The organism is Acinetobacter faecalis (assembly GCF_034187745.1).
Taxonomy (GTDB): domain Bacteria; phylum Pseudomonadota; class Gammaproteobacteria; order Pseudomonadales; family Moraxellaceae; genus Acinetobacter; species Acinetobacter faecalis.
The window spans coordinates 53,178-71,709 of the sequence record NZ_JAXHPF010000004.1; the positions used below are offsets into that span (position 1 = coordinate 53,178).

Annotated in this window: 12 protein-coding genes; 6 read left to right on the forward strand and 6 right to left on the reverse strand. The window is 37.7% G+C overall.

Annotated features, from left to right (window positions below):
• Nucleotides 1-118: 118 nt before the first annotated feature.
• The 6 genes from SKM54_RS05425 to gltA all read right to left on the reverse strand — a co-directional run bounded on the left by SKM54_RS05425 (nucleotide 119) and on the right by gltA (nucleotide 9,270).
• Entirely contained in the window at nucleotides 119-1,744 is a 1,626-nt protein-coding gene (locus SKM54_RS05425) for an NAD+ synthase (RefSeq protein ID WP_321094607.1), read from the reverse strand.
• Between the two features lie 275 nt (nucleotides 1,745-2,019).
• Complete coding sequence (locus tag SKM54_RS05430; RefSeq protein WP_321094609.1) at nucleotides 2,020-2,529, reverse strand: hypothetical protein; 510 nt, start codon at nucleotides 2,527-2,529, stop codon at nucleotides 2,020-2,022.
• A 117-nt stretch (nucleotides 2,530-2,646) separates the two neighbouring features.
• The gene (locus tag SKM54_RS05435) at nucleotides 2,647-4,191 is read right to left on the reverse strand and encodes a peptide MFS transporter (protein WP_321094611.1); all 1,545 of its coding nucleotides are present in this window, start codon (nucleotides 4,189-4,191) and stop codon (nucleotides 2,647-2,649) included.
• Between the two features lie 227 nt (nucleotides 4,192-4,418).
• A complete protein-coding gene (locus tag SKM54_RS05440; RefSeq protein WP_321094613.1) occupies nucleotides 4,419-6,212 on the reverse strand; it encodes an aminopeptidase P family protein in 1,794 nt (597 codons plus the stop codon).
• A complete protein-coding gene (locus SKM54_RS05445; RefSeq protein ID WP_321094615.1) occupies nucleotides 6,212-7,756 on the reverse strand; it encodes a peptide MFS transporter in 1,545 nt (514 codons plus the stop codon). The genes SKM54_RS05440 and SKM54_RS05445 overlap by 1 nt, the downstream gene beginning before the upstream one ends.
• Nucleotides 7,757-7,995: 239 nt before the next feature.
• Nucleotides 7,996-9,270 carry a citrate synthase gene (gene gltA / locus SKM54_RS05450; protein ID WP_154772320.1) on the reverse strand — a complete coding sequence of 425 codons (1,275 nt, stop codon included), beginning with the start codon at nucleotides 9,268-9,270 and terminating at the stop codon, nucleotides 7,996-7,998.
• 1,010 nt (nucleotides 9,271-10,280) lie between these two features.
• On the opposite strand from gltA, the gene sdhC reads away from it, so the two are divergent.
• The 6 genes from sdhC (at nucleotide 10,281) to odhB (ending at nucleotide 18,467) form a co-directional block, all read left to right on the forward strand.
• On the forward strand, nucleotides 10,281-10,679 hold the full coding sequence (sdhC, locus tag SKM54_RS05455; RefSeq protein ID WP_154772321.1) for a succinate dehydrogenase, cytochrome b556 subunit: 399 nt from the start codon (nucleotides 10,281-10,283) through the stop codon (nucleotides 10,677-10,679).
• On the forward strand, nucleotides 10,679-11,044 hold the full coding sequence (sdhD, locus tag SKM54_RS05460) for a succinate dehydrogenase, hydrophobic membrane anchor protein (protein WP_154772337.1): 366 nt from the start codon (nucleotides 10,679-10,681) through the stop codon (nucleotides 11,042-11,044). Before sdhC ends, sdhD begins: the two co-directional genes overlap by 1 nt.
• Nucleotides 11,045-11,056: 12 nt before the next feature.
• Nucleotides 11,057-12,955 (forward strand): FAD-binding protein, encoded by a 1,899-nt coding sequence (locus SKM54_RS05465; RefSeq protein WP_321088200.1) that lies wholly within the window; start codon nucleotides 11,057-11,059, stop codon nucleotides 12,953-12,955.
• A gap of 14 nt (nucleotides 12,956-12,969) precedes the next feature.
• Complete coding sequence (locus SKM54_RS05470; RefSeq protein ID WP_154772323.1) at nucleotides 12,970-13,680, forward strand: succinate dehydrogenase iron-sulfur subunit; 711 nt, start codon at nucleotides 12,970-12,972, stop codon at nucleotides 13,678-13,680.
• Nucleotides 13,681-14,420: 740 nt separating this feature from the next.
• Nucleotides 14,421-17,240, forward strand: a complete 2,820-nt coding sequence (locus SKM54_RS05475; RefSeq protein ID WP_154772324.1) for a 2-oxoglutarate dehydrogenase E1 component — start codon at nucleotides 14,421-14,423, stop codon at nucleotides 17,238-17,240.
• An 18-nt stretch (nucleotides 17,241-17,258) separates the two neighbouring features.
• Entirely contained in the window at nucleotides 17,259-18,467 is a 1,209-nt protein-coding gene (gene odhB, locus SKM54_RS05480; RefSeq protein ID WP_154772325.1) for a 2-oxoglutarate dehydrogenase complex dihydrolipoyllysine-residue succinyltransferase, read from the forward strand.
• The last annotated feature ends 65 nt before the right edge of the window (nucleotides 18,468-18,532 follow it).

Here is an 18,532-nt window from a genome sequence, read left to right on the forward strand (position 1 = left end):
CACGTTCCAAAACGTGGTCTTTTTTTATCTGTAAAAAGCTCAATTATTTTAAGTAAAATAAAATGATTAAGTCATAAAAAAGCCCAAACAGATGTTTGGGCTTTTTTATTGGAAAGGATTAGATTCCAGGTTTCCAACCATTCACAATTGGGTATCTACGTTCACGTGAAAATGCACGTGAAGTAATACGAGGACCAATTGCGCCTTGGCGACGTTTGTATTCGTTGCGATCTACAAGTTTAATCACTTTCTCTACAATGTCTTTATCGAAGCCTTTAGCAATAATGTCATCTTGGCTAGCATCTTCTTCAATGTATGCATAAAGAATCGCATCTAACACATCGTAAGCAGGTAAAGAGTCTTGATCTTTTTGATCTGGACGTAATTCTGCTGATGGTGGGCGAGTGATTACACGTTCAGGAATAACTGGTGTTTCTGAAATGCTGGTACGGTATTTCGCAAGTTCAAAGACAATTGTTTTATACACATCTTTAAGTACAGCAAAACCGCCAACCATATCACCGTAAAGCGTGCAATAACCAACAGCTAATTCAGATTTGTTACCTGTAGAAAGTACAAGGTTACCAAATTTATTTGAAAGACCCATAAGCAATGTGCCACGAGAGCGTGCTTGTAGGTTTTCTTCTGTCGCATCGGCAGGGCTATTACCAAAGAATGGGTAAAGTGTTTGCATGAAGCTGTTTACAATAGGATTGATTTCGGCAATACCAAAAGTAACACCCATGTTTTTCGCTTGTTCTGCTGCATCTTCAACACTAATTTGTGCAGTGTATGTATAAGGCATCATCACGGCTTGTACTTTATCTGCACCAATTGCATCTACAGCAATAGCAAGAGTAAGAGCAGAGTCGATACCGCCTGATAAACCTAAAATAACACCAGGGAAGCCTGAGCGAGTGACATAATCACGTGTTGCTACAACAAGGCTTTGGTAAATTTCAGCCATTGTATCTAAAGCAGGAGCAATTGAACCTTGTTTAAATGCTTTATTTTCAATTTCGTATTCTGTAATAAGAAGTTCTTCTTTGAAGGTTGCTGCTTGAGTTGCAATAGTACCGCTATTGTTCACAACAAAGCTTGTACCATCAAAGATTAAATCATCTTGACCGCCAACTTGGTTGGTATAAACCAAATTGATGTTTAATTGTTTAGCAAGCTCAGACATAGTTGCTACGCGATGCTGTGGTTTACCCACTTCGTATGGCGATGCATTAAGTACAAGTGCAGTTTCAACATTTAATCTCGCAAGTTGTTGTACTGTTGGAAGTGACCAAACATCTTCACAAATTAATACACCAAACTTATGACCTAAATATTCAAATACAAGGTGTTGATGACCTTCGCTGAAATAGCGTTTCTCATCAAACACACTGTAATTTGGCAAGTTTTGTTTGTTATAAATACCTAAAATTTGACCGTCTTTCATAACGGCAGCAGAGTTATAGCGTTGACCATCTTCAGTTTGGTTTACAAAGCCAAAAACCATCACAATATTTTTAACTTGGCTAAGTGCTTTAAAAGCATTTTCGCTACGTTTTGTAAGACTTGGGCGAAGGAAAAGATCCTCTGCGCGATAGCCAATTGTAGATAATTCTGGAAAAACGATTAGATCTGCATTTTGTTTTGTTGCTTCATTTGCTTGATCAATCATTTTTTGAACGTTAGCGTCTATATCACCAACTACTGGAGAGAACTGAGCTAGGGCAATTTTAAAAGATTTCATTTAAATTTAATCCTATTCCTATAGGTTTAAAACACATCTAACCATTTGATTTTATTTTGCTTTAATTTGGCTTTGAGGTGTTTGATGCTAAAAATACTGCCACAAGGCAAAAACCATAATTATTTCACTGAAAAGTATTAAATTTAGCAGTGCAAAAACAGCGCTTTGTTATTTTATATTAAATTAGCAGAGAAGCTAGGGTTTAATGATGTTTATTCGTGGCTAAATGTATTGGCTTGTTATATGCAAAATTAAGGGTGTTGTTTTGATGTTTTTTAGTTCTTTAAAATAATATTCGGGATGCGTTTTAGAAAAATGTCTCGAGCAATATCTCCTTGTTGTTCAATATTGTATGCCCAAAAAGATTTACCCTTAATGATTTGATATTTATAGGGGTTATAATATTTTAAACTTAAGTAATAGGCACTTTGTAATAAAGTACCTTGCAATAGTACGTTTATGTTCTTTTGGTGTTGCAAAATATGCGTCATTTCATGAATGAAAACAGCTTGGAAATTAATATTTTCCTTTGAGTAATCTTCTCTATAAATTGAGTCTTTACTGTGAATATTTCCTTGTGGTGCCATAAAAATATAAGCATGTTGCCAAGGTAAATAGGGTTGATTCATAATTTTGACTTGCTTGTAATTAATTAAATCGCCAAAAACAGAACGACACAAATCAATTTCACCTGCTGTTAGTGATCGAGCTTTAAATAAATCCAGCTTAAGAAGATGAATAAAAAAGGGGAGAAACCTTAGAAAAAGATTCATGGTGTTTGACATGTAAGTTGATTCTTTCACTATAAAAGCTTCAATAAAAACATCAAGTATTGTGGTTATAAATTAGATATAAAAACCAAGCACAAAGGCTTGGTTTTTTATTGCAAGATGATTTATAGCTTAAGAGGCTTCAATATTTTTTGGCTTTTCATCACAATCTGAGATTAGTTTAAGAATAGGTTTTTTCAGTAGGAATAAAACCGCAGCACCAATCAGAAGAGCAATTACACAGCGCATAAATAAGGTAGGCAAATCATGAAGTGAATCTTGAGATACGTGACCACCAATTAAGCCTGCCATTAAATTACCAAGTGCTGAAGCTGTAAACCACAGGCCCATTACCTGACCTCGAATAACAGTAGGTGCTAATTTAGTCATAGTTGAAAGACCAACAGGACTTAAGCAAAGTTCACCAAGTGTAAGTAATAACAGTGTTGATACAAGCCATAACGGAGAAACTAAAGCACCGCCACTCGCAATAACAGATTGACTTGCAAGTACCATAACACCAAAGCCAGCTGCGGCTAAAAACAAAGCAATAATAAATTTAGTAATATAACTAGGGTCTTTATTTGACTTACCAAGTCTTACCCAAAGCCATGCAATAATAGGTGCGAAAATAATAATAAATAATGCATTTATTGATTGAAACCATACTGTTGGAATTTCAAATCCAAAAAGGTAGCGATAAGTAAAATCTTGAGCGAACAAATTGAAAGATGTAGGTTTTTGTTCAAATGCAGACCAAAATAAAGCCGCAACAATAAGTAAGATAAAACAAATCACCAATTGTTTCTTTTCTTGAGTTGTTGTTTTTGAAAACAAGAGAAGATAAGCAAAATAACTAACAATACCGACACATATAAAAATAGTTAAATAGGTGACAAGTAATATTGGATTAATGGTAATAATGCCAAGAGTAACTAGTGTCATTAATAGTCCGCAAAGTACTAAAAAACCTGTAACAATTTTAGGTGCTTTCGGATTGTAATTTGTTGCTTGATTCCATGTGTTTTGAATGCCACGAGCTTCATTAAACTGTTTGAGTTGTGGTATAGAAATAAAACGGAAAATGAGCAAGGCAACTAACATTCCAATGCCACCAATACCAAAGCCCAAATGCCATCCATTATCTTTTACTAATAACCCAGTAAGTAGTGGAGCAACAAATGCACCTAAGTTAATTCCCATATAAAAAATGGAAAAACCAGCATCGCGTCGTGAGTCTTGTGCGGCATATAGCGTACCGACAATAACGGAAATACATGTCTTGAATAAACCAGATCCTAATACAATGAGCACAAGCCCAAAATAAAAGAAAAACGTACCAAAGAGCGCTGTTAATGCAATAGATAAATGACCTAAAGCAATAATAATAGAGCCATACCAAACGGAGCGCGCTTGTCCTAACCAGTTATCGGCAACCCAACCACCAAAAACGGTTACTAAATACATAGAGCCAGCAAATAAACCGACAATTGCGGCAGCAGTAGGTCTATCTAAGCCTAAACCACCATTAATTGTCATTGCAGACATATAAAGAATAAGTAAAGGGCGAATACCATAATAAGAAAAACGTTCCCAAAGTTCGGTAAAGAATAGACCTCTTAAAGGTTTTGGGTGTCCGTAAAATTCCTCATCATATTTTTTGATATCATTAGGCATAAAAAATCCATTTTTCTTTTTAAATTAATTGTTTGAGTTTTGAATATATGGGCTTTTTTATGAGCAGTATGATGCTGAATGGTAATAAATTGATGTGTATTTAATTCAAATTATTACAATTATGTTTCATGTAAGGGAATTCATTTGACTTTGGAATAAATAATACAACCAAAAGGAATGAATTTTTTAGAGTGTAAAAAAGCCACCCAAAGGTGGCTTTTCTTTACTTAGATTTTTCGTGTGTTATGAATTAACCAATCTAAAACCTCACCTGTAAGTGAAGGCGAAAGTTGTTCACGAACAGTGTTGTGATATTGGTTTAACCAAGCTTTTTCCTCTGTAGTAAGAAGATTTAAATCAATACAATCAATATTAATTGGGCATAGTGTAAGTGTTTCAAACTCTAAGAAATCACCGTAAATTGTACTGGTATTTTCTTTTAAGCGGTTTGTGACCAAGTTTTCAATTCGAATGCCGTATTGACCTTCATGATACAAGCCAGGTTCATTTGAAATAATCATGCCTTCACGTAGCTTAGAATACGCATGAATAGGTGCGTAATAAGATAAAACTTGTGGACCTTCATGAACATTTAACGCAAAACCAACGCCGTGACCTGTACCGTGTCTATAGTCCAATTGATGTTGCCATAAATGTTGACGAGCAATTGAATCCAGTAATGGCGCAGCTAAACCTTCAGGATAAACGACTTGTGCCAATGCAATATGGCATTTCAAAACAAGCGTGTAATCACGTTTTTGATCAGCCGATGGTGTACCTACAGGAACAACTCGCGTAATGTCGGTTGTGCCATCTTCATATTGACCACCTGAGTCAATTAGAAGTAATCCATTACCTTGAATATCGCTATAACTTTCAGGTGTTGCGCGATAATGTGGAAGCGCACCGTTGGCATTAAAACCTGCAATAGTCGAGAAACTTAATCCAATAAAACCATCTTGCTCTGCACGATACGCTGTAATTTTCTCATCAATCGTCAGTTCGTTAATTGCTTCATTGTGTTTTAAAGCATTTTCTAACCAATGGAAGAAATGACAGAGCGCAACGCCATCTTTTTGCATTGCGTTGCGAATATGTGCAATTTCGCTTTCGTATTTTTGCGATTTAAATAAAGTGCTTGGATTAATATCGTGATGGATTTTCACCTGAGAATTTAAAGTACCTTGGTGGTAATAAGATACTTTTGCAGGATCAATTAAGACACTAGAAACTTGTAATTTGTTTAGGAAATTTTGGCTTTCTGTATAATCTAAAATAGTGATATTTTCGTTTTTAAAACGTGAAACTAAAGCATCATCAAACTTATTTAAATCACAGAATAAGATAGTTTGTTTGCTGTCGATATAAAGATGAGATAAGAACACTGGATTGTATTCAACATCTGCACCACGACAATTCAGTATCCAAGCAATATCATCTACTGCAGAAATGAAATGTCCTTCAACTTGCTTTGAAGTAAGTGTTTTACGAATTTTCTCGATTTTTTCAGCACGAGATAATGCATTAATACCATCTTTCATTTCATAAACTGCTTGCACAGGTAAGGCAGGGCGGTCTTGCCAAATTTCTGAAATGAGATCGATATTTTCAACAATATTTAAATTATTTAACTTAGTGATACGCTGTAAAACTTCAAATTGTTGAACAGAGACAGTTTGTGTATTCACTGAAACATTTGCATTGGCTTTTAAATTTTGATTTAACCAAGCCCAATGTGATGAGCTTTCATCGCTAGTTAGTTTTTGCAGACTAAAACCAGTATCTTTAAGCTGTGTTTCTGCTTGAACCCAATAGCGACCATCTACCCAAAGTCCTGCAATATCTTGAGTAACTAAGATAGTACCAACAGAACCTGTGAAACCTGTAAGCCACTCACGAATTTTCCAATAGTCAGGTAAATATTCTGACATATGTGGATCAGCACTTAGTGCAATGAAAGCATCAACATTGTGTTTTTGCATGTGCTCGCGTAAGCATTTAAGTTTTTCTGAAGCAATCATTATAAAGTTTCCGTCAATTTAGTTTTATCGTCACTATCTGAAATAAGTTTAAGAATAGGTTTTTTGATGATAAGTAGAACAATAGCACCAATCATTAAGGCAACTACGCAACGTATAAATAAAGTTGGTAAATCTTGTAGTGAATCTTGAGATACATGACCACCAATTAAGCCTGCCATTAAGTTACCAAGCGCTGATGCTGTAAACCATAGTCCCATAACCTGACCACGAATTACACTAGGTGCTAATTTGGTCATTGTTGAAAGACCAACTGGACTTAAACACAACTCACCAAGGGTAAGTAAAAGGAATGTTGAAATTAGCCACCAAGGTGAAACTAAAGCTCCGCCACTTGAAATAACAGAGTAACTTGCAAGTGCCATAAGTCCAAAACCTGAAGCAGCAAGCACTAAAGCAATAATGAATTTAGAAATGTAGCTTGGGTCTTTATTTACTTTGCCAAGTTTTACCCAAAGCCAAGCCATAATTGGTGCGAAAATAATTACAAATAATGGATTAATCGATTGAAACCATACCGCAGGTACTTCATAGCCGAATACATATTTATTTGTGAAATCATTTGCGAATAAATTAAGAGATGTTGCTGATTGTTCAAATGCAGACCAGAATAAAGCAGCAATAATTAATAAAATAAAGCAAATAACCAGTTTTTGTTTCTCTTTTACAGTGGTTTTAGAAAAGAGTAAAAGATAGGCAAAATAGCCAATAATGGTAATGCAAATTATAACAGTCAAATAAGTAACGATTTCAACAGGATTAATGATGATAATCCCTGTTGCTGTTAAGGTAATTACTGCCGCACAAATAGCCAAAAAGCCCATCACAATTTTAGGTGCATGGCGGTTTTGATTAGTTGCTTGTTTCCAAGAGTTATCAATAGTTTTAACTGTGCTGAATTCTGTGATTTCTGGTACCGCAATAGAGCGGAAGATAACCAGAGCAATCAACATACCTAATCCGCCAACACCAAAACCTAAATGCCAACCATAGTCTTTAATTAGGAAACCTGTAATAAGTGGTGCAACAAAAGACCCTAAATTGATTCCCATATAGAAAATGGAAAATCCTGCATCACGTCGTGAATCTTTTGCTTCATATAATGTGCCGACAATAACGGAAATACAGGTTTTGAATAAACCTGAGCCTAATACAATAAGTACAAGACCAAAATAGAAAAAGAAATTGCTAGAAAATGCAGTTAAGGCAATAGAGAGATGCCCTAAAGCCATAATAATTGAGCCATACCAAACAGCACGTGCTTGACCTAGCCAGTTATCTGCAACCCATCCACCAAATACGGTCATGAGATACATAGAACCTGCAAATAAACCAACAATTGCTGATGCAGTAGGGAGATCTAGTCCTAAACCGCCATTAATTGTCATTGCAGACATATAAAGAATGAGAAGAGGGCGAATGCCGTAAAAAGAAAAGCGTTCCCAAAGTTCTGTGAAGAATAATCCTCTGAGTGGTTTTGGGTGTCCGTAGAAAGCTTGATCGTATTTATTTACATCTGGCTGCATATAAAGTCCGTTTATATTTATTGAATTCCATATGGAAATTCGAATATATGGGCTTTTATATGTGCGGATTGATGATGAATAGTAATTAAATGATGTGTAATTAATACAGATTATTGCGTTTATGTTTCAATCTAAAGAATCTATTTGACTTTGGAATAAATAGTATTAATAAAAAGAATGAATTAATTTTAAGCATAAAAAAACCACCCAAAAGGGTGGTTTTTTCAACGGAGTTCGAATTAACGAACGATATCGCGTTGAACTTCGCCAGTGTAAAGCTGACGAGGACGACCGATTTTGTAAGGACCGCTGTGCATTTCTAACCAGTGGCTAATCCAACCAACAGTACGTGCAAGAGCGAAAATTACAGTAAACATTTCTGTTGGGATACCAATCGCTTTAAGGATGATACCTGAGTAGAAGTCTACGTTAGGGTATAGGTTACGTTTGATGAAGTATTCGTCAGAAAGAGCGATACGTTCAAGTTCCATAGCTAAAGCTAATTGTGGATCGTTGATACCAAGTGCGCTTAACACTTCGTCGCAAGTCTCTTTCATTACTTTCGCACGTGGATCGAAGTTTTTGTAAACTCGGTGACCGAAGCCCATAAGTTTAACTTCTTTAGTTTTCACTTTTTCCATGAAGCCAGCAACATTTTCTACAGAGCCGATTTCATCAAGCATCTTAAGAACAGCTTCGTTCGCGCCACCATGAGCAGGCCCCCAAAGCGCAGAGATACCAGCAGCGATACATGCATATGGGTTTGCACCAGTAGAACCAGCTAAACGTACTGTTGACGTAGATGCGTTTTGTTCGTGGTCAGCATGAAGCGTGAAAATACGATCCATTGCTTTAGCAAGAATAGGGTTAACTTTGTAATCACGATCTGCTGGAGTAGCAAACATCATGTACAAGAAGTTTTCAGCGTAGCTTAAGTCATTACGTGGGTAAACGAATGGTTGACCAACAGTGTACTTGTAGCTCCAAGCTGCCAATGTAGGAATCTTAGCAATTAAACGAATTGCTGTGATTTCACGGTGGTTAACATCTTCGATGTCTAAGTTGTTGTGATAGAACGCAGAAAGCGCACCAACAACACCAACCATTATAGCCATTGGGTGAGCATCACGACGGAAACCGTTGTAGAAGCGGCTAACTTGATCGTGAACCATAGTGTGGTTACGAACTTTAGCGTCAAATTCTTCTTTTTGTGCAGCAGTTGGAAGCTCGCCATTTAATAATAAATAGCAAGTTTCTAAGTAATCAGCTTTAGTAGCTAACTGGTCGATTGGGTAACCACGGTGTAAAAGAATACCTTTGTTACCATCGATAAATGTGATTTTAGACTCACAAGAAGCAGTAGCCATAAAACCAGGATCAAAAGTAAAGTGACCTGCGGCCAATACATCTTTAACGTCGATTACATCTGGGCCCAATGTACCGCTGTAAATTGGTAGTTCAATTTCTTTGCCATCAAGTTGTAAAACAGCTTTTTTGCCAGTTGCTTCAGACATTCAATAGATCTCCTGTCCTGGTGAATGTTAGTCTGATTCTAAAAGTTCATCTTTTAATACATGAATCAAACGGATCGAAAATTGCTACAAGATTAGTAGCTACTGAAAATTTGTCAATTATACTTAGGGCTAAAAAGAGGCTGACAAATCATTGTTTCGTCAAAAAGCCAACTTAATAAAAAACATAATAGAATCACAGTATCGGGGCAATATAATATGTCAAATCTAAAGAGAAATGCAGAAAAAAATAAGCTGATTTAATTTAATTGTAAGGAATTATACGGGTTTAATTCATGTGGCTTTGTATATAAGTAAATGGCTAAATCGCGTAAAAGATTATAATTTTCGTAACTTACATTAAATTTTTAATCTAAAACATTAGATAGATCACTATAAATAAAATGATATAAGCATCCTTTTTTAATGTACTGATTGGTTAAAAAATAGATGGTTGGGTTGATTGAAAAATGAACTCGGATTAAAAAATAATCAAAAATATGAGTCATTTGACACCTAAAATACCGAGGAAATAGGTGCTAGGTTTAATTTGAATAATTAAGTTGTTATTAATATTCAGGATATTTGATAATTTTGATCAATAGCTTTGCAATATTTAATTTAAAAATAATGGGTTGATAAAAATTTTGCTGTACCTTATGGGAAAAACCAATCTCATTCCAATTACATTCATCTTTAGTCGTAGTTATGGTTAGGTTAGGTATGTAATAAAAATACTGAAAAAGCCGTTTATTTAGCTGTAAACCTAGGTAAATGCAGGCTTTGGGTGCTTTTTGATATTCAAATAGGTGAATTTTATACTATTTGAGATTTTGTTAATGATTCTTATTTATAGATATTTGCTTGAAATGGGCTTGAGAGCCGTTTGTAATTTGAAACTTGACGTTTTATAATTCAGTGTCGTTTTTAATTTAGGCAAAAGCTTGCCTATCTATGCCAGCTTTCCTTCGAACTAATTCCAACAAACTCCGGATGGAGTTTTTACTTACAGGATGCCCGCTGTGAAAAGCAACAGACCTGTCAATTTGTCCATGGGTCAAGTTTTAGAAGTAAACTTAAAATCCCCTGTGGCTATTGCATCAATTTTACACCGTCTTTCAGGTGTCATCGTATTTTTACTCGTTCCGGTACTTTTATGGATCTTAGACAAATCTTTGTCTTCTCCAGAAGGTTTTGCACAAGTTCAAGCTGTCTTCGATAGTTTTATTGTGCGTTTCATCGTATGGGTATTTGTAGCTGGCTTAATTTTCCACTTTATTGCTGGTATCAAGCATTTACTTGCTGATCAAGGCATTGCAGAAGAACTGCAAAGTGGTCGTGTTGCAGCTACTATTTCATTAATCTTGTCTGCAATTGGTATTGTTGCAGCATTTGTATGGATCGTACTCTAATGAAAAGTGCTACAGGTTTTACGGGTTCAGGTTCTCGTGATTGGTTTATCCAACGCGTAAGTGCTGTTGTATTAGCTGTTTATACCGTAGTGGTATTAGGTTGGATTCTGTGTAATGGCGGATTCAACTTTGAACAGTGGTACGGTTTTATGATGACAACACCAATGAAGATTTTATCTTTATTGTCAGTCTTATCTCTTGTTGCACATGCATGGATCGGTATGTGGCAGGTTTTCACGGATTACGTGACGACTCGTCAAATGGGTCCTTCTGCAAATGGTTTGCGTATTGTACTAACTTCAGCAGTAATTATTGCTGTATTGGCATACGCAATCTGGGCAATCCAGATTTTTTGGGCGAATTGATAGGAAACAATCATGGGCGCTATAAACCCTAAAGAAGATTACACAAATATTCCACACGAAACTTTCGATGCAGTCATCGTTGGTGGTGGTGGTTCAGGTATGCGTGCTTCTTACCAACTTGCTCAAGCTGGTTTGAAAGTTGCGGTACTTACTAAAGTATTCCCAACACGTTCACACACTGTAGCTGCTCAAGGTGGTATTGGTGCATCTCTTGGTAACATGCAAGAAGATAATTGGCACTACCACTTTTACGATACAGTAAAAGGTTCTGACTGGTTAGGTGACCAAGACGCAATCGAGTTCATGACTCGTGAAGCACCTCAAGTTGTTTATGAACTTGAACACCTAGGTATGCCATTTGACCGTAACGCAGACGGTACAATCTACCAACGTCCGTTTGGTGGTCACTCTGCAAACTACGGTGAAAAAGCAGTTCCACGTGCTTGTGCTGCTGCTGACCGTACAGGTCACGCACTTCTTCATACGCTTTATCAAAGCAACGTGAAAATGGGTACTCAATTCTTCGTTGAATGGATTGCATTAGATTTAATCCGTAACGAAGCAGGCGATGTACTTGGTGTAACAGCAATTGACCAAGAAACTGGTAAAATTGCAGTATTCCAAGCAAAAGCGACTTTATTTGCTACTGGCGGTGCTGGTCGTGTTTACCGTGCATCTACAAATGCTTATATCAACACTGGTGACGGTCTTGGTATGGCAGCTCGTGCAGGTATTCCATTGCAAGATATGGAGTTCTGGCAATTCCACCCAACGGGTGTTGCGGGCGCAGGCGTATTGTTAACTGAAGGTTGTCGTGGTGAAGGTGCAATCCTTCGTAACGATTCAGGCGAGCCGTTCATGGAACGTTATGCTCCGACACTTAAAGACTTGGCTCCACGTGACTTTGTATCACGTTCTATGGACCAAGAAATTAAAGAAGGTCGTGGTTGTGGTCCTAAGAAAGACTACATCTTGCTTGATATGACGCACTTGGGTGCTGAAACAATCATGAAGCGTCTTCCATCTGTATTTGAGATTGGTAAGAAGTTCGCGAACGTTGATATCACTAAAGAGCCGATTCCAGTTGTACCAACAATCCATTATCAAATGGGTGGTATTCCTACGAATATTCACGGTCAAGTGGTTGTGCCTGAAAGTGTTGAGACAACTCCATTTAAAGCGCATTACGATAAAGAAAATGACGTTTATTCTACTAATGCAGAAGGCCGTGACTTCACTAAACCAGTGAAAGGTTTCTATGCAATCGGTGAATGTTCATGTGTATCTGTACATGGTGCAAACCGCCTAGGTACCAACTCACTTCTTGACTTAGTTGTATTTGGTAAAGCTGCTGGTCAACACATTATCGATTATGTGACTAAGCATCACGGTGATGAGTACGAGCCACTTCCTACAACTGTACTTGAGCAAACTGTTGCACGTATTCGTGCATTGGATGAATCGACTTCAGGTGAAAATGCTCAAGACGTTGCTGATGCAATTCGTGATATTGTTCAAGACCACGCAGGTGTATTCCGTACAACTGAGTTGCTTGAAAAAGGCGTAAAAGAGATTCTTGCAATCGAGCCACGCGTACGTAACATTCATTTGAAAGATAAGTCTAAAGTATTCAACACTGCACGTATTGAAGCTCTAGAAGTTGAAAATATTTATGAAGTTGCTAAAGCGACCTTGATTTCTGCTGCTGCTCGTAAGGAGTGTCGTGGTGCGCATACAGTGGTAGATTTCGAATTACCACCTGATCATGCAGATTATCCGTACGGCCGTCGTGATGATGAATGGATGAAGCATACTTTATGGTTCTCTAGCGATAACCGTCTTGAGTATAAGCCAGTTCGTTACCGTCCATTGTCGGTTCAGGCTATTCCACCTAAACCACGTACATTCTAATTAGGAGAGTTGAGATGAGTAGAGGTACTCGTACATTTAATATCTACCGCTACGATCCTGATAAGGATGCAGCACCGTACATGCAAACTTTTAAGCTTGAGTTGACTGATAAGCATCGTATGTTGCTTGATGCTCTTCTTGCGCTAAAAGTACAAGACGAAACATTAACATTCCGTCGCTCGTGCCGTGAAGGTATTTGTGGTTCTGATGGTGTGAACATTAATGGTAAAAATGGTTTAGCGTGTCTTTGGAACCTAAACGATTTACCAGAAGTGATTACAGTTCGTCCTTTACCTGGTTTGCCAGTGGTTAAAGATTTAGTTGTGGATATGAATCAGTTCTACGAACAGTACAACAAAATTCATCCATTCCTAATCAATAATCAACCTGCGCCACCTAAAGAGCGTTTACAATCTCCAGAAGAGCGTGAACACTTAGATGGTTTGTATGAATGTATTTTATGTGCATGTTGTTCAACTTCATGCCCATCATTCTGGTGGAACCCTGATAAATTCTTAGGTCCATCTGCATTGTTAAATGCATACCGTTTCATTATTGATTCGCGTGATACAGGTACACAAGAGCGTTTGGCTCGTCTTGACGACCCATTCTCTCTATTCCGTTGTAAAGGTATTATGAACTGCGTATCTGTTTGTCCTAAAGGTTTGAATCCTACAAAAGCTATTGGTCATATCCGTAGCATGATGTTTGATCAAGCTGGCTAATTTTGGCGCTAAAAAAAAGCACACTTTCGGGTGTGCTTTTTTTTTAATATATAAGTAATAAAATGATACAAAAGTTTTGGTGATCTTATAGTAATTTACTCCTAATTAAAGGAAGGTAGTAGGTGATCTATTTAGTTATAAATTAAAGTGAAATTTACAGTTGTACTGAAAGTTAAAATTTGAAATGTTAATATGAAGGGGTTTGAGGGCGATTTTTATTGAGAAATACGAATAAAATTTATTATCAAAATTTAATAATTTAGAGCTTGATTTGCAAAATGTAAAACCCCATATATTAGGGTGGATTATATGTATTGTATTTAGCCAATTTATGAAAGGTATATGTCAAAAAAATCAATTCAAGTCGAAAGTTCGTGTTAAAATAACTCGCATCACTATATTTGAAAAAAATGCATATTTTATGTGTGAAATTTAATCAAAATAGGGGTGATTAATCGTTAATAAATATAATTGCTTTAGAAAAACAAACTTAAAAAGTTATTTTTTCTAAGTCAGTTTGCAGAAAATTGCTCGGTATCGCCGAGTATATGTGAGTGATGATGCCGCTGAGGGCGTTATGATTCATTGTTTACATTAGAGTTATCTAATGTAGTGATAACGCCTCAAAGGTTACGCCTAAAGGGGAGTAATGTAGTGTCGCCAATTTGACATTACAAATCATGGGTTTTGCTGTCAAAAGCAACCTGTAAATATTTTTGCAATAGGAAATGGGTCCAAAAATGCAAGAAGTTGTTGACGCTTCGCGTCTAGACACTGAACTTTCCGCTGATAGTGCAGCGTATATTGAAGAAATTTATGAGCAGTATTTAACGGCTCCAGATTCAGTTGGAGAAGATTGGCGTAAATACTTCGATAAATTTCCAAAAGGTGATCAACCACATAGTAATGTGCGCGAGCAATTTCTATTATTAGGTCGTAACTCAAATCGTATTCAGTCTGTTGTGCAAAGTACAGTGAGTTCTGAACATGGTCAGCGTCAAATTGGCGTGTTACAACTTATTGCTGCGTACCGTAACCGTGGTCATCAAAAAGCGAAGTTGGATCCATTAGGTTTGGCTAAACGTGAAGATGCTTATGACTTAGAATTAGGCGCTCATGGTTTAACTAAATCTGATTTAGATACAGTATTCAATACAGGTAACTTAGAGATTGGCAAAACAGAAGCTACTCTGGGTGAAATTGTTGATGCAATGGAAAAAATCTATTGCGGATCAATTGGTGTTGAATATATGCACATTGTGGACACCAAAGAGAAGCGTTGGATTCAACAACGTCTTGAAAGTGCACGTGGGCAATTCGGACTTAATGCGGATCAGAAAAAGCACGTTTTAGAACGCTTAACTGCTGCTGAAGGTTTAGAAAAATATTTAGGTAATAAATATGTTGGCGCTAAACGCTTTGGTGTAGAAGGCGGTGAGTCTTTCATTCCAATGGTAAACGAACTTATTCAACGTGCAGGTGCTGTAGGTTGTAAAGAAGTTGTTATTGGTATGCCACACCGTGGTCGTTTAAACCTTCTTGTTAACATCATGGGTAAAAACCCAGCTGACCTATTTGGTGAGTTCGAAGGTAAATCTCTTCACAAGAAAGGTTCTGGTGATGTTAAGTACCATCAAGGTTTCTCATCTAACGTAATGACTCCAGGTGGCGAAGTTCACTTAGCATTAGCGTTTAACCCATCACACTTAGAAATCGTTGGACCTGTAGTTGAAGGTTCTGTACGTGCTCGTCAAGTGCGTCGTAAAGACATTGGTGGTGATGATGTACTTCCAATTATCGTTCATGGTGATGCTGCATTTGCTGGTCAAGGCGTAAACCAAGAAACGTTCCAAATGTCACAAACTCGTGGTTTCACAGTAGGTGGTACAGTTCACATTGTTGTAAACAACCAAGTGGGCTTCACAACTTCAGATCCACGTGACGCACGTTCTACAGAATACTGTACTGATATTGCAAAAATGATCCAAGCGCCGATCTTCCATGTAAATGGTGATGATCCTGAAGCTGTGATTTTTGTAACTCAATTGGCACACGATTTCCGTCACACATTCCGTAAAGATGTTGTGATTGATATGTTCTGTTACCGTCGTCGTGGTCATAACGAAGCGGATGAGCCAGCTGCAACTCAGCCAATGATGTATCAAGTGATCAACAAAAAAACGACGACTCGTACTTTGTATGCTGATCAATTAGTACAAGAGAAAGTATTAGACCGTGAAACTGCTGATCAAATGATCGAAGATTATCGTGCTGATCTTGAAGCAGGTCGTCATGTTGCGAATGCATTGGTATTAGAACCAAATACAAAAATGTTTGTAGATTGGTCTCCATATGTAGGTCATGACTATACAGACGTTTGGGATACAACTTTCCCGATCGAGCGCTTAAAAGAGCTTGGTACAAAAATGCGTGAGCTTCCAGAAGGCTTCGTAATGCAACGCCAAGTATCAAAAGTGATTGATGATCGTTTGAAAATGCAAACAGGCGAAATGCCTCTAAACTGGGGTGCTGCTGAAACTTTAGCTTATGCATCTATTTTAGATGAAGGTTTCTTGCTTCGTTTAACAGGTGAAGATGTTGGTCGTGGTACGTTCTCACACCGTCATGCAAAATTGCATAACCAAGTAGATGGTTCTACTTACATCCCACTTTGCAACTTAAAAGAAAACCAGCCACGTACTGCTATTTATGACTCATTATTGTCAGAAATGGCTGTACTTGCATTTGAATATGGTTATGCAACAACTCTTCCTAAGAGCTTGATCATTTGGGAAGCTCAGTTTGGTGACTTCGCTAACTGTGCACAAATGGTTATTGACCAATTCATTTCATCTGGTGAAACGAAGTGGGAACGCGCATGTGGTTTAACAATGCTTCTTCCACATGGTTTTGAAGGTCAGGGTCCTGAGCATTCTTCAGCACGTTTAGAGCGTTTCTTACAGCTTTGTGCAGAAGACAACATGCAAGTGATTACACCGACTACACCAGCACAGATTTATCATGCTTTACGTCGTCAAGCACTTCGTCCAATTCGTAAACCGTTGATCGTGACTTCACCTAAGTCATTACTTCGTCACAAGTTAGCAACTTCTACTTTAGAAGAGCTAGCAAATGGTTCATTCCAAACTGTGATTGATGAAATCGACAACATCAACAAAGCAGACGTAACTCGTCTAGTACTTTGTGGTGGTAAGGTTTACTACGACTTAGTTGAAAAACGTCGTGAAAAAGAATTGAACAATACAGCTATCGTTCGTATTGAACAGTTATATCCATACCCAGAAGCACGTCTTGCTGAAGTTCTAGCACAATATCCAAATGTGAAAGAACTTGTTTGGGCTCAAGAAGAGCCTAAAAACCAAGGTGCTTGGTTGTTCATTGCTCCTCGTTTATATGACGACGTAATGAATGCTGGTAAACAAGTACGTATTAGCTATGCGGGCCGTGAAGCATCTGCTGCACCAGCGTGTGGTTCACCATATTTACATGCAAAACAACAAGCTCAGCTCGTAAATGATGCTTTAGCGATCGTAGAATAATCAGGAGATTCTAAAATCATGGCAACCGAAATTAAAGCACCTGTATTCCCAGAATCAGTTGCGGATGGAACTATCGCAACTTGGCACAAACAACCAGGTGAAGCAGTATCACGTGACGAAGTAATCTGTGATATTGAAACAGATAAAGTTGTTTTAGAGGTTGTAGCTCCTGCTGATGGCACAATTGCATCTATCATCAAAGGCGAAGGCGATACTGTTCTTTCAAATGAAGTGATTGCTCAGTTTGAAGAAGGTGCTGTTTCTGGCGCTGCTCAAACTCAAGCAGTTCAATCTGAAGAGAAAGTAGAAGTTGCTGCATCTCAAACTCAAGCAGGTGCTGCACCTGTTGTTGAGCGTGCTCAAGCTGTTACAGATCAAGCTCCTGCAGTTCGTAAAGCATTAACAGAATCTGGTATTGCTGCTTCTGATGTTGCTGGTTCTGGTCGTGGTGGTCGCATCACTAAAGAAGATGTTGCAAATCATCAAACTAAACCTGCTGCTGCACCTTTAAGTGTTGCTGTTGGTGAGCGTATCGAAAAACGTGTTCCTATGACTCGTCTTCGTAAGCGTGTTGCTGAACGTCTTCTTGCTGCAACTCAAGAAACTGCAATGTTAACGACTTTTAACGAAGTTAACATGAAACCAATCATGGAAATGCGTGCTCAATATAAAGATGCTTTTGAAAAGCGTCACGGTGCACGTCTTGGCTTCATGTCATTCTTTGTTAAAGCTGCAACTGAAGCACTTAAACGCTACCCAGCTGTAAATGCTTCAATTGATGGCGAAGATATTGTTTACCACGGTTTCTATGACATCGGTGTAGCTGTTTCTTCTGAGCGTGGTTTAGTAGTTCCTGTATTACGTGATACAGATCGCATGAACTATGCTGAAGTTGAAAACGGTATCCGTGCTTACGCTGCGAAAGCACGTGATGGTAAATTGGGTATTGAAGATATGACTGGCGGTACTTTCACTATTACTAATGGTGGTACTTTCGGTTCATTATTATCTACTCCAATTTTGAACACACCACAAACTGCTATTTTGGGTATGCATAAAATCCAAGATCGTCCTATGGCAGTAAATGGTCAAGTAGAAATCTTGCCAATGATGTACTTGGCACTTTCTTATGACCACCGTTTAATCGATGGTAAAGAAGCTGTAGGTTTCCTTGTAGCAATCAAAGAATTGTTAGAAGAGCCAGCACGTCTTATCCTTGATCTATAATTTATAGTTCTTAAGAATAATCAAAACGAGTTCAGGGCGATCCTTTGAACTCGTTCTTGGAGATA